This window comes from Streptomyces sp. NPDC057253, from assembly GCF_042669125.1.
Taxonomy (GTDB): Bacteria; Actinomycetota; Actinomycetes; order Streptomycetales; family Streptomycetaceae; genus Streptomyces.
On sequence record NZ_JBHUXV010000082.1, the window covers coordinates 30,062 to 43,716 of the forward strand.

The 13,655-nt window shown below is 72.3% G+C and carries 11 protein-coding genes; 3 read left to right on the forward strand and 8 right to left on the reverse strand.

Features of this window, described 5'->3' with window-relative positions:
* Window positions 1–96 precede the first annotated feature (96 nt).
* From ACFULQ_RS33850 to ACFULQ_RS33885, 8 genes are all read right to left on the reverse strand, one after another.
* Complete coding sequence (locus ACFULQ_RS33850) at window positions 97–858, reverse strand: alpha/beta fold hydrolase (protein WP_383551362.1); 762 nt, start codon at window positions 856–858, stop codon at window positions 97–99.
* Between the two features lie 11 nt (window positions 859–869).
* Window positions 870–1,697: an ABC transporter ATP-binding protein gene (locus ACFULQ_RS33855; RefSeq protein ID WP_383551364.1), complete on the reverse strand. Its 828-nt coding sequence runs from the start codon at window positions 1,695–1,697 to the stop codon at window positions 870–872.
* Window positions 1,694–3,634 carry a dipeptide/oligopeptide/nickel ABC transporter permease/ATP-binding protein gene (locus ACFULQ_RS33860; RefSeq protein ID WP_383551366.1) on the reverse strand — a complete coding sequence of 647 codons (1,941 nt, stop codon included), beginning with the start codon at window positions 3,632–3,634 and terminating at the stop codon, window positions 1,694–1,696. The genes ACFULQ_RS33855 and ACFULQ_RS33860 overlap by 4 nt, the downstream gene beginning before the upstream one ends.
* Window positions 3,631–4,578: an ABC transporter permease gene (locus tag ACFULQ_RS33865; RefSeq protein ID WP_383551368.1), complete on the reverse strand. Its 948-nt coding sequence runs from the start codon at window positions 4,576–4,578 to the stop codon at window positions 3,631–3,633. Before ACFULQ_RS33865 ends, ACFULQ_RS33860 begins: the two co-directional genes overlap by 4 nt.
* A gap of 19 nt (window positions 4,579–4,597) precedes the next feature.
* Window positions 4,598–6,049 carry an ABC transporter substrate-binding protein gene (locus tag ACFULQ_RS33870; protein ID WP_383551369.1) on the reverse strand — a complete coding sequence of 484 codons (1,452 nt, stop codon included), beginning with the start codon at window positions 6,047–6,049 and terminating at the stop codon, window positions 4,598–4,600.
* 563 nt (window positions 6,050–6,612) lie between these two features.
* The gene (locus ACFULQ_RS33875; protein WP_383551371.1) at window positions 6,613–7,431 is read right to left on the reverse strand and encodes a DeoR/GlpR family DNA-binding transcription regulator; all 819 of its coding nucleotides are present in this window, start codon (window positions 7,429–7,431) and stop codon (window positions 6,613–6,615) included.
* Window positions 7,432–7,474: 43 nt separating this feature from the next.
* Window positions 7,475–8,503, reverse strand: a complete 1,029-nt coding sequence (gene pdxA / locus ACFULQ_RS33880) for a 4-hydroxythreonine-4-phosphate dehydrogenase PdxA (RefSeq protein ID WP_383551373.1) — start codon at window positions 8,501–8,503, stop codon at window positions 7,475–7,477.
* Window positions 8,504–8,601: 98 nt separating this feature from the next.
* On the reverse strand, window positions 8,602–10,014 hold the full coding sequence (locus ACFULQ_RS33885) for a four-carbon acid sugar kinase family protein (RefSeq protein ID WP_383551376.1): 1,413 nt from the start codon (window positions 10,012–10,014) through the stop codon (window positions 8,602–8,604).
* A gap of 405 nt (window positions 10,015–10,419) precedes the next feature.
* On the opposite strand from ACFULQ_RS33885, the gene ACFULQ_RS33890 reads away from it, so the two are divergent.
* From ACFULQ_RS33890 to ACFULQ_RS33900, 3 genes are all read left to right on the forward strand, one after another.
* On the forward strand, window positions 10,420–11,400 hold the full coding sequence (locus ACFULQ_RS33890; protein ID WP_383551378.1) for an aldo/keto reductase: 981 nt from the start codon (window positions 10,420–10,422) through the stop codon (window positions 11,398–11,400).
* 103 nt (window positions 11,401–11,503) lie between these two features.
* Window positions 11,504–12,280 (forward strand): HpcH/HpaI aldolase/citrate lyase family protein, encoded by a 777-nt coding sequence (locus ACFULQ_RS33895; RefSeq protein ID WP_383551380.1) that lies wholly within the window; start codon window positions 11,504–11,506, stop codon window positions 12,278–12,280.
* A gap of 105 nt (window positions 12,281–12,385) precedes the next feature.
* Window positions 12,386–13,621 carry an exo-alpha-sialidase gene (locus ACFULQ_RS33900; protein WP_383551382.1) on the forward strand — a complete coding sequence of 412 codons (1,236 nt, stop codon included), beginning with the start codon at window positions 12,386–12,388 and terminating at the stop codon, window positions 13,619–13,621.
* The last annotated feature ends 34 nt before the right edge of the window (window positions 13,622–13,655 follow it).

The window sequence follows — 13,655 nt, forward strand, 5'->3', positions numbered from 1 at the left end:
CGCGGCCAGCCGGAGCCGGGTTGCCGCGAACCGCCCGTCGACCCCTCGCAGCGGACCGGCGGGCGAGGGGCCGGAGCGGGGAAGCGGGGCGGGCCCTCAGTCGTCGAGGGCGCGGAACACCACGTCGAGGAAGGTGTCGAGGGACTGGAGGTAGGCGCTGTGGGCGGCGCCCTCCAGGATGGTGAGTTCGGCATGGGGGAGGAGCGTCGCCAGGTTCCTGGCGGGAGCCGCCGCGAAGTCCAGGTCGCCGACGGCGATGTGGACGGGGTCGGCGATGGTCCGCAGCCGGTCGCCGAAGTCCTCGTCGAAGAACTCCGCGGCGCCGGGGGAGAGGGGGCGGGGGTGCCGGGTGGCCTCGATGCTGGTCGCGGTGGACCGGACGCGTGAGTACTGCGCGGGCACCTCCGGGTGACCCGCGGCCCAGTCCGCCTCGAAGCCGCGGGAGTCGATCCACAGCCCGTCCACCAGCGGGTTCATCGGGTGGTCGCCGGTGAGGGGCCAGCCCATCCCGGTCACGACGAGCGAGGCGGCCCGGCCGGGGTTGCGGACCGCCCACCGCAGGACGGTCATCGCGCCCTGGGACTGCCCGACCAGGACCGGGCGCTGCAGGCCCAGGGCGCCGAGGAAGCCGTCGAGTTCCTCGCGCCGGTCGGGCTCGGGCACGTCCCGCGGCGAGTTGCTGGAGAAACCGTGGTTGACGCTGTCGTAGGCGATGACCCGGCAGTGCTTCGAGAGCCGTGTGATGTGCCAGTCCCAACAGGCCGCGGACGCCGAGCGCCCGTGCAGCAGCACGACGGGACGGCCCTCGCCCTGGTCGGTGTAGTGGATGTCGGTTCCGTCGATCTGCACAAAGGGCACGGGGATTCCGCCTAACGCGCTTGTGCGGCGCGGCGGGCTTCCCGGCGCGTCCGCTGCTGATCGGGGTCGAGGACGGGAGCGGCGAGGCAGAGCCGCTCGGTGTACGGGTCCTCGGGGTGGTCCAGCACCCGCTGGGTCGTTCCCTGCTCGACCAGACGGCCGTGTTCGAGGACGACGACGCGCCGGCAGAGGTGACGGACCACGGAGAGGTCGTGGGTGATGAACAGATAGGACAGTTCGTGATCGGTCTGGAGGTCGGTGAGCAGGTTGATCACCTGTGCCTGCACCGAGAGGTCGAGCGCCGACACCACCTCGTCGCAGATGATCAGCGACGGGCCGGGCAGCACCGCCCGGGCGATGGCGATGCGCTGGCGCTGGCCGCCGGAGAACTGCCGCGGGTACCGGTCGAACGCGGTGGGGTCCAGCCCGACCCGGGTGAGCAGGTCCGCCGCGCGAGAGCGCGCCTGCGGGCTGTGCTCCTCACCGGAGGCCGCCAGGGTCTCCAGGATGCTCTGCCCCACGGTCCGGTGGGGGTTCAGCGAACTGTAGGGGTCCTGGAAGACGACCTGGATCTCCCGGCTCAGTGCACGCCGCTCCCGCGCGGTCGCGGAGGTGATGTCCCGCCCCCGCCAGCGGACGGTCCCGCTCACCACGGGTGCCAGCCCGAGGACCGCCTTGCCCAGGGTCGACTTCCCGGAGCCCGACTCGCCGACGATACCCAGGGTCTCGCCGGGGCCGAGACTGAGGGAGATGTCCCGCAGGGCGGGGGCGGCGCTACGGCGCCGGCGGCCCCGGTAGGTCACCGTCAGCGACCCGATCTCCAGCAGTGGTTCGGTCATGCCCGGCTCCTGACCAGATCGACGGGGACGGGGTGCAGACACCGCACCCGGCGGTCCTCACTGTCCGCCGTCGTGACGGCGGACTCCCGGCAGTCCGCCTCGGCGAAGGCGCAGCGGTCGGCGAACCGGCAGGACACCGGCCAGTCGCCCGGGTCCGGGACGAGGCCCGGGATGGTGGGCAGCCGCCCGCCGACGGTGGACTCGGAGGGGTTGGACTCCAGCAGGGCCCGGGAGTACGGGTGCCGGGGCGAGGCCACGAGATCCGCGACCCGGGCCTCCTCCACCACCTGGCCCGCGTACATCACCACGGCCCGGTCGCAGGCGTCGGCGAGGACCCCCCAGTCGTGGGTGACCAGGATCATCGCCATACCCGTCTCCTCACGGATGTCCCGCAGGAGATCCAGGATCTCGGCCTGCACGGTGACGTCGAGGGCCGTGGTGGGCTCGTCGGCGATCAGCAGCTGGGGCCTGCCCGCCAGCGCGCGGGCGATCGCAACCCGCTGGGCCATCCCGCCCGAGAGTTCGTGCGGATACGACCGGGCCACCCGGTCCGGATCCGGCAGACGTACCTGCTTCAGCAGCTCCAGCGTGATGCGTCGGGCTTCCCGTCGGCCCACCCCGCGGTGGTGGCGTACGGCCTCGGCGAGCTGCTGGCCCGCGGTGAACGACGGGTCGAGGCTGGAGACGGGTTCCTGCGAGATGTAGCCGATCCTGCGGCCGCGGACCCGGTTGATCTCCCGGTCGTCGAGCGCCATCATGTCCTCGCCTTCGAGGAGACAGACAGCGGCGGCGATCCGCGAACCGGGCGGGGTCACCCGCAGCAGCGCGGTGACGGCCGTGGTCTTCCCGCAGCCCGACTCGCCGACGATACCCAGGGCCTCGCCCGGCGCGACGTCGAAGCTGACACCGTCCACGAGAGTGGTCCGCCCGTCGTCCACGGTCACGGAGAGATCGCGGACGCAGAGCAGCGCCTCGGGGACCGGAGGCTGCGAGGAGGCGGGCAGCGACCGGGTCGGAACCCGCATCGACCGCCAGGTCAGTTCCAGGCCGGCGTGCCGTGTCGAGCGGCCGGAGTAGGCGTCGCGGACGGCGTTGCCGAGCAGCCCCAGCGCGAGGCAGACCACGACCAGGGTCCCGCCGGTGGGAACGAGCATCCACGGGTTCTCGGTCATCACGTTCTGCGCGTCGGTGATCATGTTGCCCCAGTTCGGCTGGGGAGGCTGCACGCCGAGACCGAGGAAGCCCAGGCCGGCCTCGGTCAGGATGGCCGTCGCGGCGAACAGCATCACCTGGGTGAGGGCCGGACCGGCCACGGCGGGAAGGATGTGCCGACGGCGCACCTGTCCCGGAGTCAGTCCGGCCACACGTGCCGCGGTCACGAAGAGTTCCGTACGGGCCTCGGCGGACGCCGCGCGCACCACCCGGATGAGAACGGGCGAGGCGAGGACACCCAGGGTGAGCATGGCGGCCGTCTCGTTGGAACCGAAGATCGCCAGCACCACCAGGAGGATGATGAGACCCGGGCTGGCCTGGACCAGTTCGGTCACCCGCATCACCACGGTGTCCAGGCGCCCCCCGCTGGAGCCGGAGACCAGACCGACCGTCACACCGATCACGGTGAAGACGGCCACCGCCACGAGGGCTCCGGTGAGGGTCACCTGGCCGCCGTACAGCAGACGGCTGAGCACGTCGCGGCCGAGCGAGTCGGTGCCCAGCAGGTGGGCCCCGGAAGGCGGCGCGTTCACCGCGCCGTAGTCCTGTGCCAGCGGGGAGTAGGGCGCGACGAGCCCGGCCAGGGCGCAGCCGAGGACGACGAGGGTCAGGACGGCCAGCGAGCCCACGGCGCTGGGGCGTCGGAGCGCGGCCCGCAGGAAGTGCGGCCGGGCCTGCTGTCCGGTCGGCCCGGCCGGGCCGACCGGTTCGGTGTCGAGGGTCATGCGGCATCCACTCTCGGGTTGAGCGCGGCCTGTGCCAGGTCGGTCAGGAGGTTGACGAGGATGACGATCACGGTGAAGTAGACGACCACGCCCTGGATCACCGGCAGGTCGTGCCTGGTGGTCGCCTCGACGGCCAGTGTGCCGAGGCCGGCCATGCCGAAGATGGCCTCCATCAGGACCGTTCCGCCCAGGAGCGAGACGACGAGGAGTCCCGACAGAGTCACGACGGGTCCGGAGGCGTTCTTCAGGACATGGCGGAACAGCAGCGACCGCGTCGGCAGGCCGTTCGCCCGCAGCGCGCGGACGAAGTCGCTCTGGAACGTCACCACCATCTGGCCGCGCGTCTGCAGGGCGAGGCCCGCCACGCTGCTCGTCGCCAGACAGACGACGGGCAGCACCAGCGAACTCAGCCACACGGACGGGGACAGTGCGAACGGCACGTACCCCGAAGCCGGGAACAGGGGCAGCCACACGGCGAAGGCCACCACGAGCAGGGCGGCGAACCAGAAACTCGGCACCGCCATCGCCATCAGGGAGGACGCGTCGACCAGCCGCGCCGCCGCACCTCCCCGGATGGCCGACACCGCGCCCAGCAGGATCCCGAGGGCCACGGAGACCACAAGGGTCAGCAGGGTCAGGGACAGTGTCACGGGCAGTCGCGAGGACAGCATCGAGGTGACGCTCTCGTGGCTGTAGAGCGAGTTACCGAGATCACCGCGCAGCGCGTGACTCAGCCAGTTCCAGTACTGCTCGGGCAGCGGGACGTCGAGGCCGAGCTGCCGGGTGACCTCCGCCCGCTGGGCGTCGGTGGCACCGGTGCCCAGGATGACCCCGGCGACGTCACCGGGGCCCAGTGAGGCCAGCACGAAACTGATCAGGGAGACCATCAGCAGCAGCGGCACCGACCAGGCGAGCCGCCGTGCCATCACGGACGCGAGACGCATTTGTTGACTCCACTGACTGTCAGGAGCTGGGCTTCCAATTCAGGACGTCGTACTCGCCGTAGCTGCCGAAGCGGCCGAGGCCGTCGACCCCCTTGGCGAAGAGATACCGCTCGACGGACGCGACCGGTACGAACAGCGCGGCGTCGTGGACCACCTGGCCGACGTTCTTCGCGGCCTCGGCGGTCTCGCCGGATCCGGCCTTCGCGTACTGTGCGAACGCGTCGTTCACTGCGGGTTCCGTGACACCGAACGGATTGAACACCGCCTTGCGCGTCAGCTGTGCGGCCATCTCGCTCAGCGGCATGCTGACCGCGAAGGTGATGGCGGAGAACTTGCCCGCGGCCAGGGAGCCGAACATCTCGCTCGGCTGGTTGTCGAAGGTGCGCAGCGACACCTTGACACCGACCTTGGCCCACTGCTCGACCAGGATCTGGGAGACCTCGGCGTCCCGGTTGTCGGTGTTGGTCGCCAGGGCGAGGGTGAATCCCTTGCCGACACCCGCCTCGTCGAGCAGCTTCTTCGCCTGGGCGGGGTCGTACGGGTATGCCGGGACGGCGTCGGAGTAGCCCTCGGCTCCGGGCGAGGCGAACTGGGAGAGCGGTCGGTACGCCTTGCCGAGCGTGGTCGCGATGGCCTTGCGGTCGATCGCGAGGTTGAGGGCCTTGCGCACCCGGGGGTCGGCCATGGCCGGGGCGACCTGGCCCTTGCCGTCCAGGAGCCAGACCATGATGGACACCTTGCCACCGGCGACCACGTCCAGACCGGCCGACTCGGCCTGGTCCACCTGCGACTGCTCGGTCACGGTGCTGACGTCGATCTGGCCCGTCCGCAGGGCGCTGAGGGCCGTCTTGCTGTCGCCGATGATCCGCACGACGATCTTCTTGTAGTGCTGCGCCTTCGGGTTCCAGTACTTGTCGTTCTTGACGAACGTGTAGCGGTCGCCGGACACCGACTGTCCCTTGTCCAGGGTGTAGGCGCCGGCGCCGAAGGTGGCCGTGCCCAGCGCCGACGTCTTCTTGAGGCCGGCGGGGCTGATGACGTCGCCGTAGTTGGTCAGCTGGCTGAAGACGCGCGGGGCGTTGGGGGTGGGCTGCGAGAAGGCGATCCGTACGGTCCGCGCGTCCGGCGCGCTCACGTCGGACACCGTCTCGATCGTGGAGTGGGACGGGCTCGGTGTGGCGATGAAGTACTTCAGTGTCCTGACGACGGCGTCGGCGGTCACGGGCGTTCCGTCGGCGAAGGTCGCGCCCTCGCGCAGGGTCATCTCGAACGCCTTGTTGTCGGTACCCGTGTACTTCCAGGATGCGGCGAGGGCCGGGGCGAAGGAACCGTCGGCGTTGGTGCGGATCAGCGGCTCGTAGGAGAGCCACTGCACCAACTGCTGGGGGCCGGAACCGTTCTTGGCCGGATCGAGGCTCTGGGGGTCGCCGTTGATGGCGATCGTCAGGGTGTCGGCGCCGCCGGCGCTCACGCCACCGCCCGCGCACGCGGTCGATGCGAAGGCGATCCCGACTGCTGTCGCGGCGGCAAGGAGAGCGCGGCGCGATCTGTTCGTAGGAGCAGCCATTGGTCCTCATTTCCGAACATCCAGCACCTCGCCCGTGAGGTGAACTGGGATGGTCAGCATGCACACTCCTGCATGAAATGCGCAAGGCATCGGTCGCATTTTGCGTTATTCGCGCAGGCAAGCTTGATCGTGGTGCGCTATTCACGCATGGGGCGGGTTGAGGCGGGGCCCCCGAACCCTCCCGAGCCGGTGCGGCGGCGGAGCGGGACGAGGTCGACGGACACTGGTTTCCGGCCGCTGTGCGGCGCGGAGAAGCCTCGGCACGGCCGCGCCGAGGTGTCGACCGCGCGCTGGAGGCGTCCGCGGCGGCGATGGCTTACGAGGGGGTGTTCCCCTCCGTAACGGCGACGCCCGGTGTCGTGGCGTCGGTCTTTCGTGGTCGGCTGCGCTGCCCGCGGTTCGGCGCGGGCTTCGGTGATCCCGTCAGGAGTGGGGGTGGATGCCTCTGTGGCGGGACGCCCGTCCGGTCACCGGGGGAGCGGCTCGACGGCGGCCTGCGCGGCCGGGTCCTCGGGTGCGGGCTCGACCAGCACCACGCGCACGCCCCGTTCCCGCAGTGCGGCGAGGCTGCCCGGATCCGCCGTCGCGTCGGTCACCAGGGTCCAGCCGGGTGGCAGGGAGGCCCAGGCGTGAAACGGGCGCAGGCCGAGTTTCGCCGCGTGCGCAAGGACGTAGACGTGTTCGGCCCGTCGGGCCATCAGTTCCTTGAGCCGGGTCTGCCGCAGGTCTGCCTCGCAGATGCCGTACTCGGCGGTGACTCCGTCCGTCCCGAGAAAGACGCGGTCGAAGGTCATCCGTTCCAGTGCGGCCTCGGTCAGGGGACCGACGAAGCCCTGACTGAGGGGACGCAGTGTGCCGCCGAGACACTCCACATGGACCCCGGGCGCGTCGGACAGTTCCTGAAGGGCCGTCACGCCGGTCGTGGCCACCGTCAGGCCCTTGGCCGTGCGCAGTTCGTGGGCGAGCGCGCCCACGGTCGAACCGGCGTCCAGCAGAACCGTCTCCCCGGCGCCGATCTGGGAGGCGGCCCAACGGGCGATGGCCCACTTGGCCTCGTACGCCTCACCGATGCGCTGGCGCAGGGACGCCTCGGGGTGGGCGGAGAGCGACACCGCCCCGCCGTAGGTGCGTGCGAGATGCCCCTCCGCGGTCAGCTTGGCCAGGTCGCGGCGGATGGTCGAGGCCGTGACGCCCAGGGTCTGCGAGAGCTCCTCCACGCTGGCCAGTCCCGTGGTGGTGGCCAGCTTGAGGATACGGTCACGCCGGGCCTGGGACGCGGTGGGCATGCGGTCGTCTCCCTTTCGGCACCAGGGACTGGCGCGGTGATGGTCAGCGGGCGGTCGCGAATCCGGTGGACATCTCTGCGGCCTGGCGCAGTGCTTCCAGCATGCTACCGGCCTCCGCGAGACCCTTTCCGGCGATGTCGAAGGCGGTGCCGTGGTCGACGGACGTACGGATCACGGGCAGGCCGACGGTGAGGTTCACCCCGGCCTCGATGCCCAGCACCTTCACCGGCCCGTGCCCCTGGTCGTGGTACATGGCCACGATGAGGTCGTAGTCTCCGCGCGAGGCGAGGAAGAAGGCGGTGTCCGCGGGGAGCGGCCCGCGGGCGTCGATGCCCTCGGCGCGGACGGCCTCCAGCGCGGGGACGATCTTCTCCTCCTCCTCTCCGTAGCCGAACAGACCGTTCTCGCCCGCGTGCGGATTGATTCCGCAGACCCCGATGACCGGCTGCGGAACCCCGGCACCGACCATGGCCTCGTGGCCCCTGCGCACGGTCCGCGCCACGAGCCCGGGTTCTATGCGGTGCACGGCGTCGATGAGGCCGACGTGCGTGGTGACGTGGATGACCTTGACCTTCTCCGTGGAGAGCATCATGGACACCTCGTCGGTGCCGGTGAGGTGGGCCAGCAGTTCGGTGTGGCCGGGGTAGAGGTGTCCGGCGGCGTGCAGCGCCTCCTTGTTCAGGGGTGCGGTGCAGATGGCCTGTACCTCGCCGGCCACCGCGAGTTCGGCGGCCCGCTTCACGTACTCGTACGCCGCGTTGCCGGCCACCGGCGACAGTGCCCCCCAGGGCAGGTCGGCCGGGAGCAGTCCGAGGTCGACCACGTTGACGCGGCGGGGGAGGAACTCCGCGTCGGCGGGCTCCCTCACGGCGACGACCTCGCAGTCGATGTCCAGGAGCGAGGCCGCCTGACGCAGCCGGTCCGCGTCACCGACGACGACGGGGCGGCAGCGGGCGAGGGTGGCGGCGTCCAGCACGGCGGGGACGACGACCTCCGGACCGATGCCGGCCCCGTCGCCCATGGTCACCGCGATCAGGGGGAGCGTGCGGCTTCCGGCGGTACGTGCGTTCAAGGGGTTCTCCTTGTGGGAGGGGAGGAAGGGGCGGGACTGCGGGAGGGGCCGTGCCGACGGGCACCGCAACGCGTGGTCGTCGGGCCCCGTGCGGCCCGCTAGCGGTAGGGAGAGAGCTCCGCGCCCAGTGCGCGGGCTATGGCCAGCAGGGACCCGGGACCCCCGAAACTGCCGGGGCGGATCACGACCGAGCGGCCGTCGAGGGTGCGCGAGTGCACCGCGCCGTGGTGGATCTCGCGCAGCGGTACGAGTTCACGGACGGCCAGGGCGTCGAGGACCCGGCGGGCCGTCTCGCCTCCCGTCAGGACGAGGTCGGCCGGCGTCCGCAGCGCGGCCACCAGCCGGCCGAGCCCTGCAGCCACGTCTGCGGAGGCACCGGAGCCGAGGCCGCCTGAGCCGTCGACGCCGAGCACGGTGACATGTCCCGGGGCCAGCGGGACATCGGGCGCCCGGCCCTCGGCCGCCGTACGCAGAAGGTCCGGGGATACCGCCACATGCCGGGCGCCCGCTGCCGTGAGTTGCGCGATCTGCGCAGCCGCTATGGGTTCGGCTGTCCCCACCACCGCGAGGACGGGGCGGCGCGCCGCCGTACCCGCCGCTTCCGACGGGCCGTGCGTGCCGGAGCGGCCGTGCGCTGCCGCCGGGTCGGCCGGGGCGTGTCCCGCGAGGACGGCCTCCCCGTCGGCGGGGTCGGCCGGGTGGCGCATTGGTCCCGTGCGGGCGAGCGGGTGGTGCGGGCGGGCCGCCGCCCGCCGCCACAGCGCGGCGGCCAGCCCTCCCGTCCCCAGCGGGCGGTATCCGGGCCCCAACAGCAGCACCGCCTCGGCGACGGTGTCCAGGTCGGCGTCCGTCTCCGCGTCGCACACCGGATGGAGTCCGCGCGCGGCGACATCCCGCAACCTGTCGGTGAGCGCGGTCGGCCCTCGCCTCACACAGTCCAGGGGCACCACCTCGGTCACCAGACCGCGCAGGGCCTCGGTCACCGAGGGCGGCGCCGGCCGGCCCTCTGCACGCCAGGCGTCGGTACGGTGCAGCGGCACACCGCCCAGACGGACGACGCCGTCGCGTACGGTGCGGCCCCCGGCCGGCAGCGCGAACGCGACCACCACGGCATGCGCGCCCGCCGCGTAGGCCACCGTCTCGGCGGCGAGGTTGCCGCGCAGCAGGGAGTCGGCCTTCTTGAAGAGCAGTGTGCCGGGGCCGGTTCTGGCGAGTGCAGCGCGCACGGCCCCCGCGGCCTCGGCCGACGGCAGCCGTCGTGAGTCCAGGTCGGCGACCACGACCGGGGGGCCGTCGTCCGCGTCGGGGGGGCCGCCGAGCGGGGCACGGGCACGGAGCCGGCCGCGCGCGACGCCTCCCGCACGGTCTCCGCGCCCGCCCGCGTCGGTGGCGTTCAGGACGAGCCTGACGTGGAGGCCCAGTGCCGCGGCGGTCTCCGCGGCGCCGGACAGGTCGTCCGCCAGAGCGAGGACGCGGCGGCAGTCGGGTCCGCTGCTGTTCCAGGGGGACACAGGCACCTCCTCGGGACTGCTCGGTCGGGCGTGCTGGATTCCGATGATGACATGAGTTGCGTGATTTACGCGAGACATCTTGCGCGCATCGCGCAATCGTGTCACCTTTTTCCGGCTGGGCGACCACCTTCGGACGGGTTGTCCACAGGCATCGGACGCCACCGGACACCGAGGAGGCCGATGATGTCCGATTCCCCCGGAGCGGGCTGTCCGTGCTCGGACTCGGCCGTTCGTGGGCCGTATGGTCGAGGAGTACCCGCCGGGTGTCCGGACGCGCCCGGCGCTCCTGAGCCGTCCCCGGTTCCCCCGGCTCGCGCAGTTGGCGGATCCCCTCCTGCCGGGCGGGATCCGGCTTCCGACGCGTCCATCCCCCGCCCCGTGTCCCCCACCGGAAGGAACGCCCTCGTGACCACCGGCACCCTCCTGCCGAACATCCCCGTCCCGTTGTCCCGGCTGGTACTGGGCACGATGACCTTCGGTGACACCGTGGACCGCGCGGGGGCCGCCGCCATGCTGGACGCGGCCCTGGACGCGGGCCTGACCGGGGTGGACACCGCCAACGGCTACGCGGGCGGCGCGAGTGAGACCATCCTCGCGGAGCTGCTGCCAGGGCGCCGGGACAAGGTGGTCCTGGCCACCAAGGCCGGCATCCCCCACCCCGACCAGGGAGAGAGCGCCCCGCTGTCCGCCGCGGGACTGCGGGCCGCCCTGGAAGGCAGCCTCAAGCGGCTCGCCACCGACCGCGTCGACATCTTCTATCTGCACCAGCCGGACCGGGCGACTCCGCTCGCCGAGACGCTGGCCACCGTCGCCGAGTTCGTCTCCGAGGGCAAGGTGCTCGCGCTGGGTGTCTCCAACCACGCGGCCTGGCAGATCGCGGAGCTGGTCCGGACAGCCGACGAGGCCGGAGCGCCCCGCCCGGTCGTCGCCCAGCAACTGCACAACCTGCTCGCGCGCCGTATCGAGGAGGAGTACGTCGAGTACGCGGCCGTCACCGGTCTGCGCACCATGGTCTACAACCCCCTCGGCGGCGGCCTCCTCACCGGACGGCACCGTTTCGACCAGAACCCCGCCACCGGCCGCTTCGGCGACTCCGGGCTCGCCGCCATGTACCGGCAGCGCTACTGGAACGAGGAACTGTTCCACGCCGTCGCCGACCTGGCCCGCATCGCCGACGGCGCCGGAATCCCCCTCACCGAACTCGCCCTGCGCTGGCTCCTCGACCGCCCCTCCACCGACGCGCTCCTGCTCGGCGGTTCCAGGACCGGGCATCTGCTCGCCAACATCGCCGCCGCCTCGGCCGGACCCCTCCCGGCCGACGTGACCGAGGCATGCGCCCAGGTGGGCGCCCGGCTGCGCGGCCCGATGCCGGCCTACAACCGGTGACGGCCGACCGGCCGACCGCCGAACGGCCGCCCGGTGACGGCCCGGCGACCGCCCGCGTCCGCCCCGGTACCGACCGCCCGTGACCTCGTACGGAGAAGACCCCATGACCCCAGCAGAGTTCGCCGCGGCACTCCGCGGCCGGCAACCCCTCGTCGGCTACTGGTCGCTGCTCGACGCGCCGGTCGCCGCCGAACGTCTGGCGCGGCTCGGCTACGACTACCTCGCCTTCGACGCCCAGCACGGCCTGTTCGGCTACCAGGGCATGCTGAACAACCTCATGGCGGTGGACACCCAGGGCTCCACCGCCGTCGGCATGGTCCGCGTCGAGGCCAACGACCCCGCCCCGATCGGCCGGGCGCTCGACGCGGGCGCCGCCGGGGTCATCGTCCCGCTCGTCGACAGCGCCCGGGACGCCGCGGACGCGGTCGCCGCCGTCCGCTACCCGCCCCTGGGACGCCGCTCCTACGGCCCGATGCGCTCCCAGCTGCGCATCGGCCCCGACCCCGCCGACGCGCACCTGCAGACCGTGGTCCTCGCCATGATCGAGACCGCCGACGGCCTCGCCGACGTCGAGGCGATCTGCGCGACGCCCGGTCTCGACGGTGTCTACGTCGGCCCCTCCGACCTGCGGCTGGCCATCGGCGGCGCCACCACCGGTGACCCGGCCGTCCACGCCGACTTCGAAGCCGCCCTGGCCCGGGTCCGCAAGGCCGCGGAAGCCGCCGGCATCGCCGCCGGAATCCACACCCCCGACGGCGCCACCGCGGCCGTGCGGCTGGCCGAGGGGTTCACCTACGCCACGGTCGCCTGCGACCTCGTCCACCTTCAGCAGATCGCGACGACCCACCTCGAAGCCGCCCGCCAGGGGAACCGGGGCTGACACCCGTGCCGGCCGTTCCACCCGGGCCCGCGCTTCCTCCATGACCGCCCGCCCCCCGTACCACCCCGCGAGACAGCGGTCCCGCAGTCAAGGAGCACCGACCTGATGGACACCCCAACCTCACGGACACCGGCGTCCTCCCCGCGCACCGACGGCGTCGTACGCCCGTGTGACGGCGGTCCGGGCCACGCGGAGGCGTTCCTGTCCGCGCCGGCGGTGCAGAACCACGCCGCCAACCTGACCGTGCTGCCCGACGGCGGTCTCGCCTGTGTCTGGTTCGCCGGTACGCAGGAAGGCGTGTCCGACATCTCCGTGTGGATGTCCAGGCTGGACCCCTCCGGAGACTCCTGGAGCAGGCCGGTCCGGCTCTCCGACGACGCGACGCGTTCCGAGCAGAACCCGCTGCTGTTCCCGGCCCCCTCGGGCGAGCTGTGGCTGCTCTACACCGCGCAGCGGGCCGGCGACCAGGACACCGCCGAGGTACGGATGCGCGTCTCGGCGGACGGAGGCACCACCTGGGACCGGCCCCGCACCCTCTTCCCGGCGACCGACCGCGGCGGGGTGTTCATCCGCCAGCCCATCGTCGTCCCGTCGTCCGGACGGCTGCTGCTGCCCGTCTTCCACTGCGTGGCGGAACCCGGCCGGAAGTGGGTGGGCGACCTGGACACCAGCTCCGTCATGATCAGCGACGACGCGGGGCGCACCTGGCGGGAACGCCCGGTCCCCGGATCGACGGGCCAGGTCCACATGAACGTCCACCCAGTGGGCGACGGCGGTCTGCTCGCCCTGTTCCGCAGCCGCTGGGCGGACCGGATCCACCGCTCCTACTCGTACGACGGCGGGGAGACCTGGACCGAGCCGGAGGCCACGGAGCTGCCCAACAACAACTCCTCCATCCAGTTCGTGCCGCTCGCCGACGGCCGGCTCGCCCTCGTCTACAACCACAGCAGCGCGGCGGACGCCGTGGCCCGCAGGCTCTCGCTGTACGACGAGATCGACGACACCGGCATCGTCGCAGCGACGACGGCCACGGCCCCCGCCCGGCCTCCCGCCACCGGCACGCCGGACACCGGGCACAGGACGGCGTTCTGGGGTGCTCCCCGCGCCCCCCTGTCGCTCGCGCTCTCCCCGGACGGGGGCCGTTCCTGGTCCCGTGCCCTGGACCTGGCCACCGGCGACGGCCACTGCCTCACCAACAACTCCCGGGACCGTCTGAACCGCGAGCTGTCCTACCCGTCCGTCCAGCAGACCCCGGACGGTTCCCTGCACATCGCCTTCACACACTGGCGGCAGGCGATCCGCCACCTCAGGGTCCCGCCGGAGGGAATCCCCTCCGCCTGAAACGGCCGACCGGCGGCGGGGCACGACCCGTGCC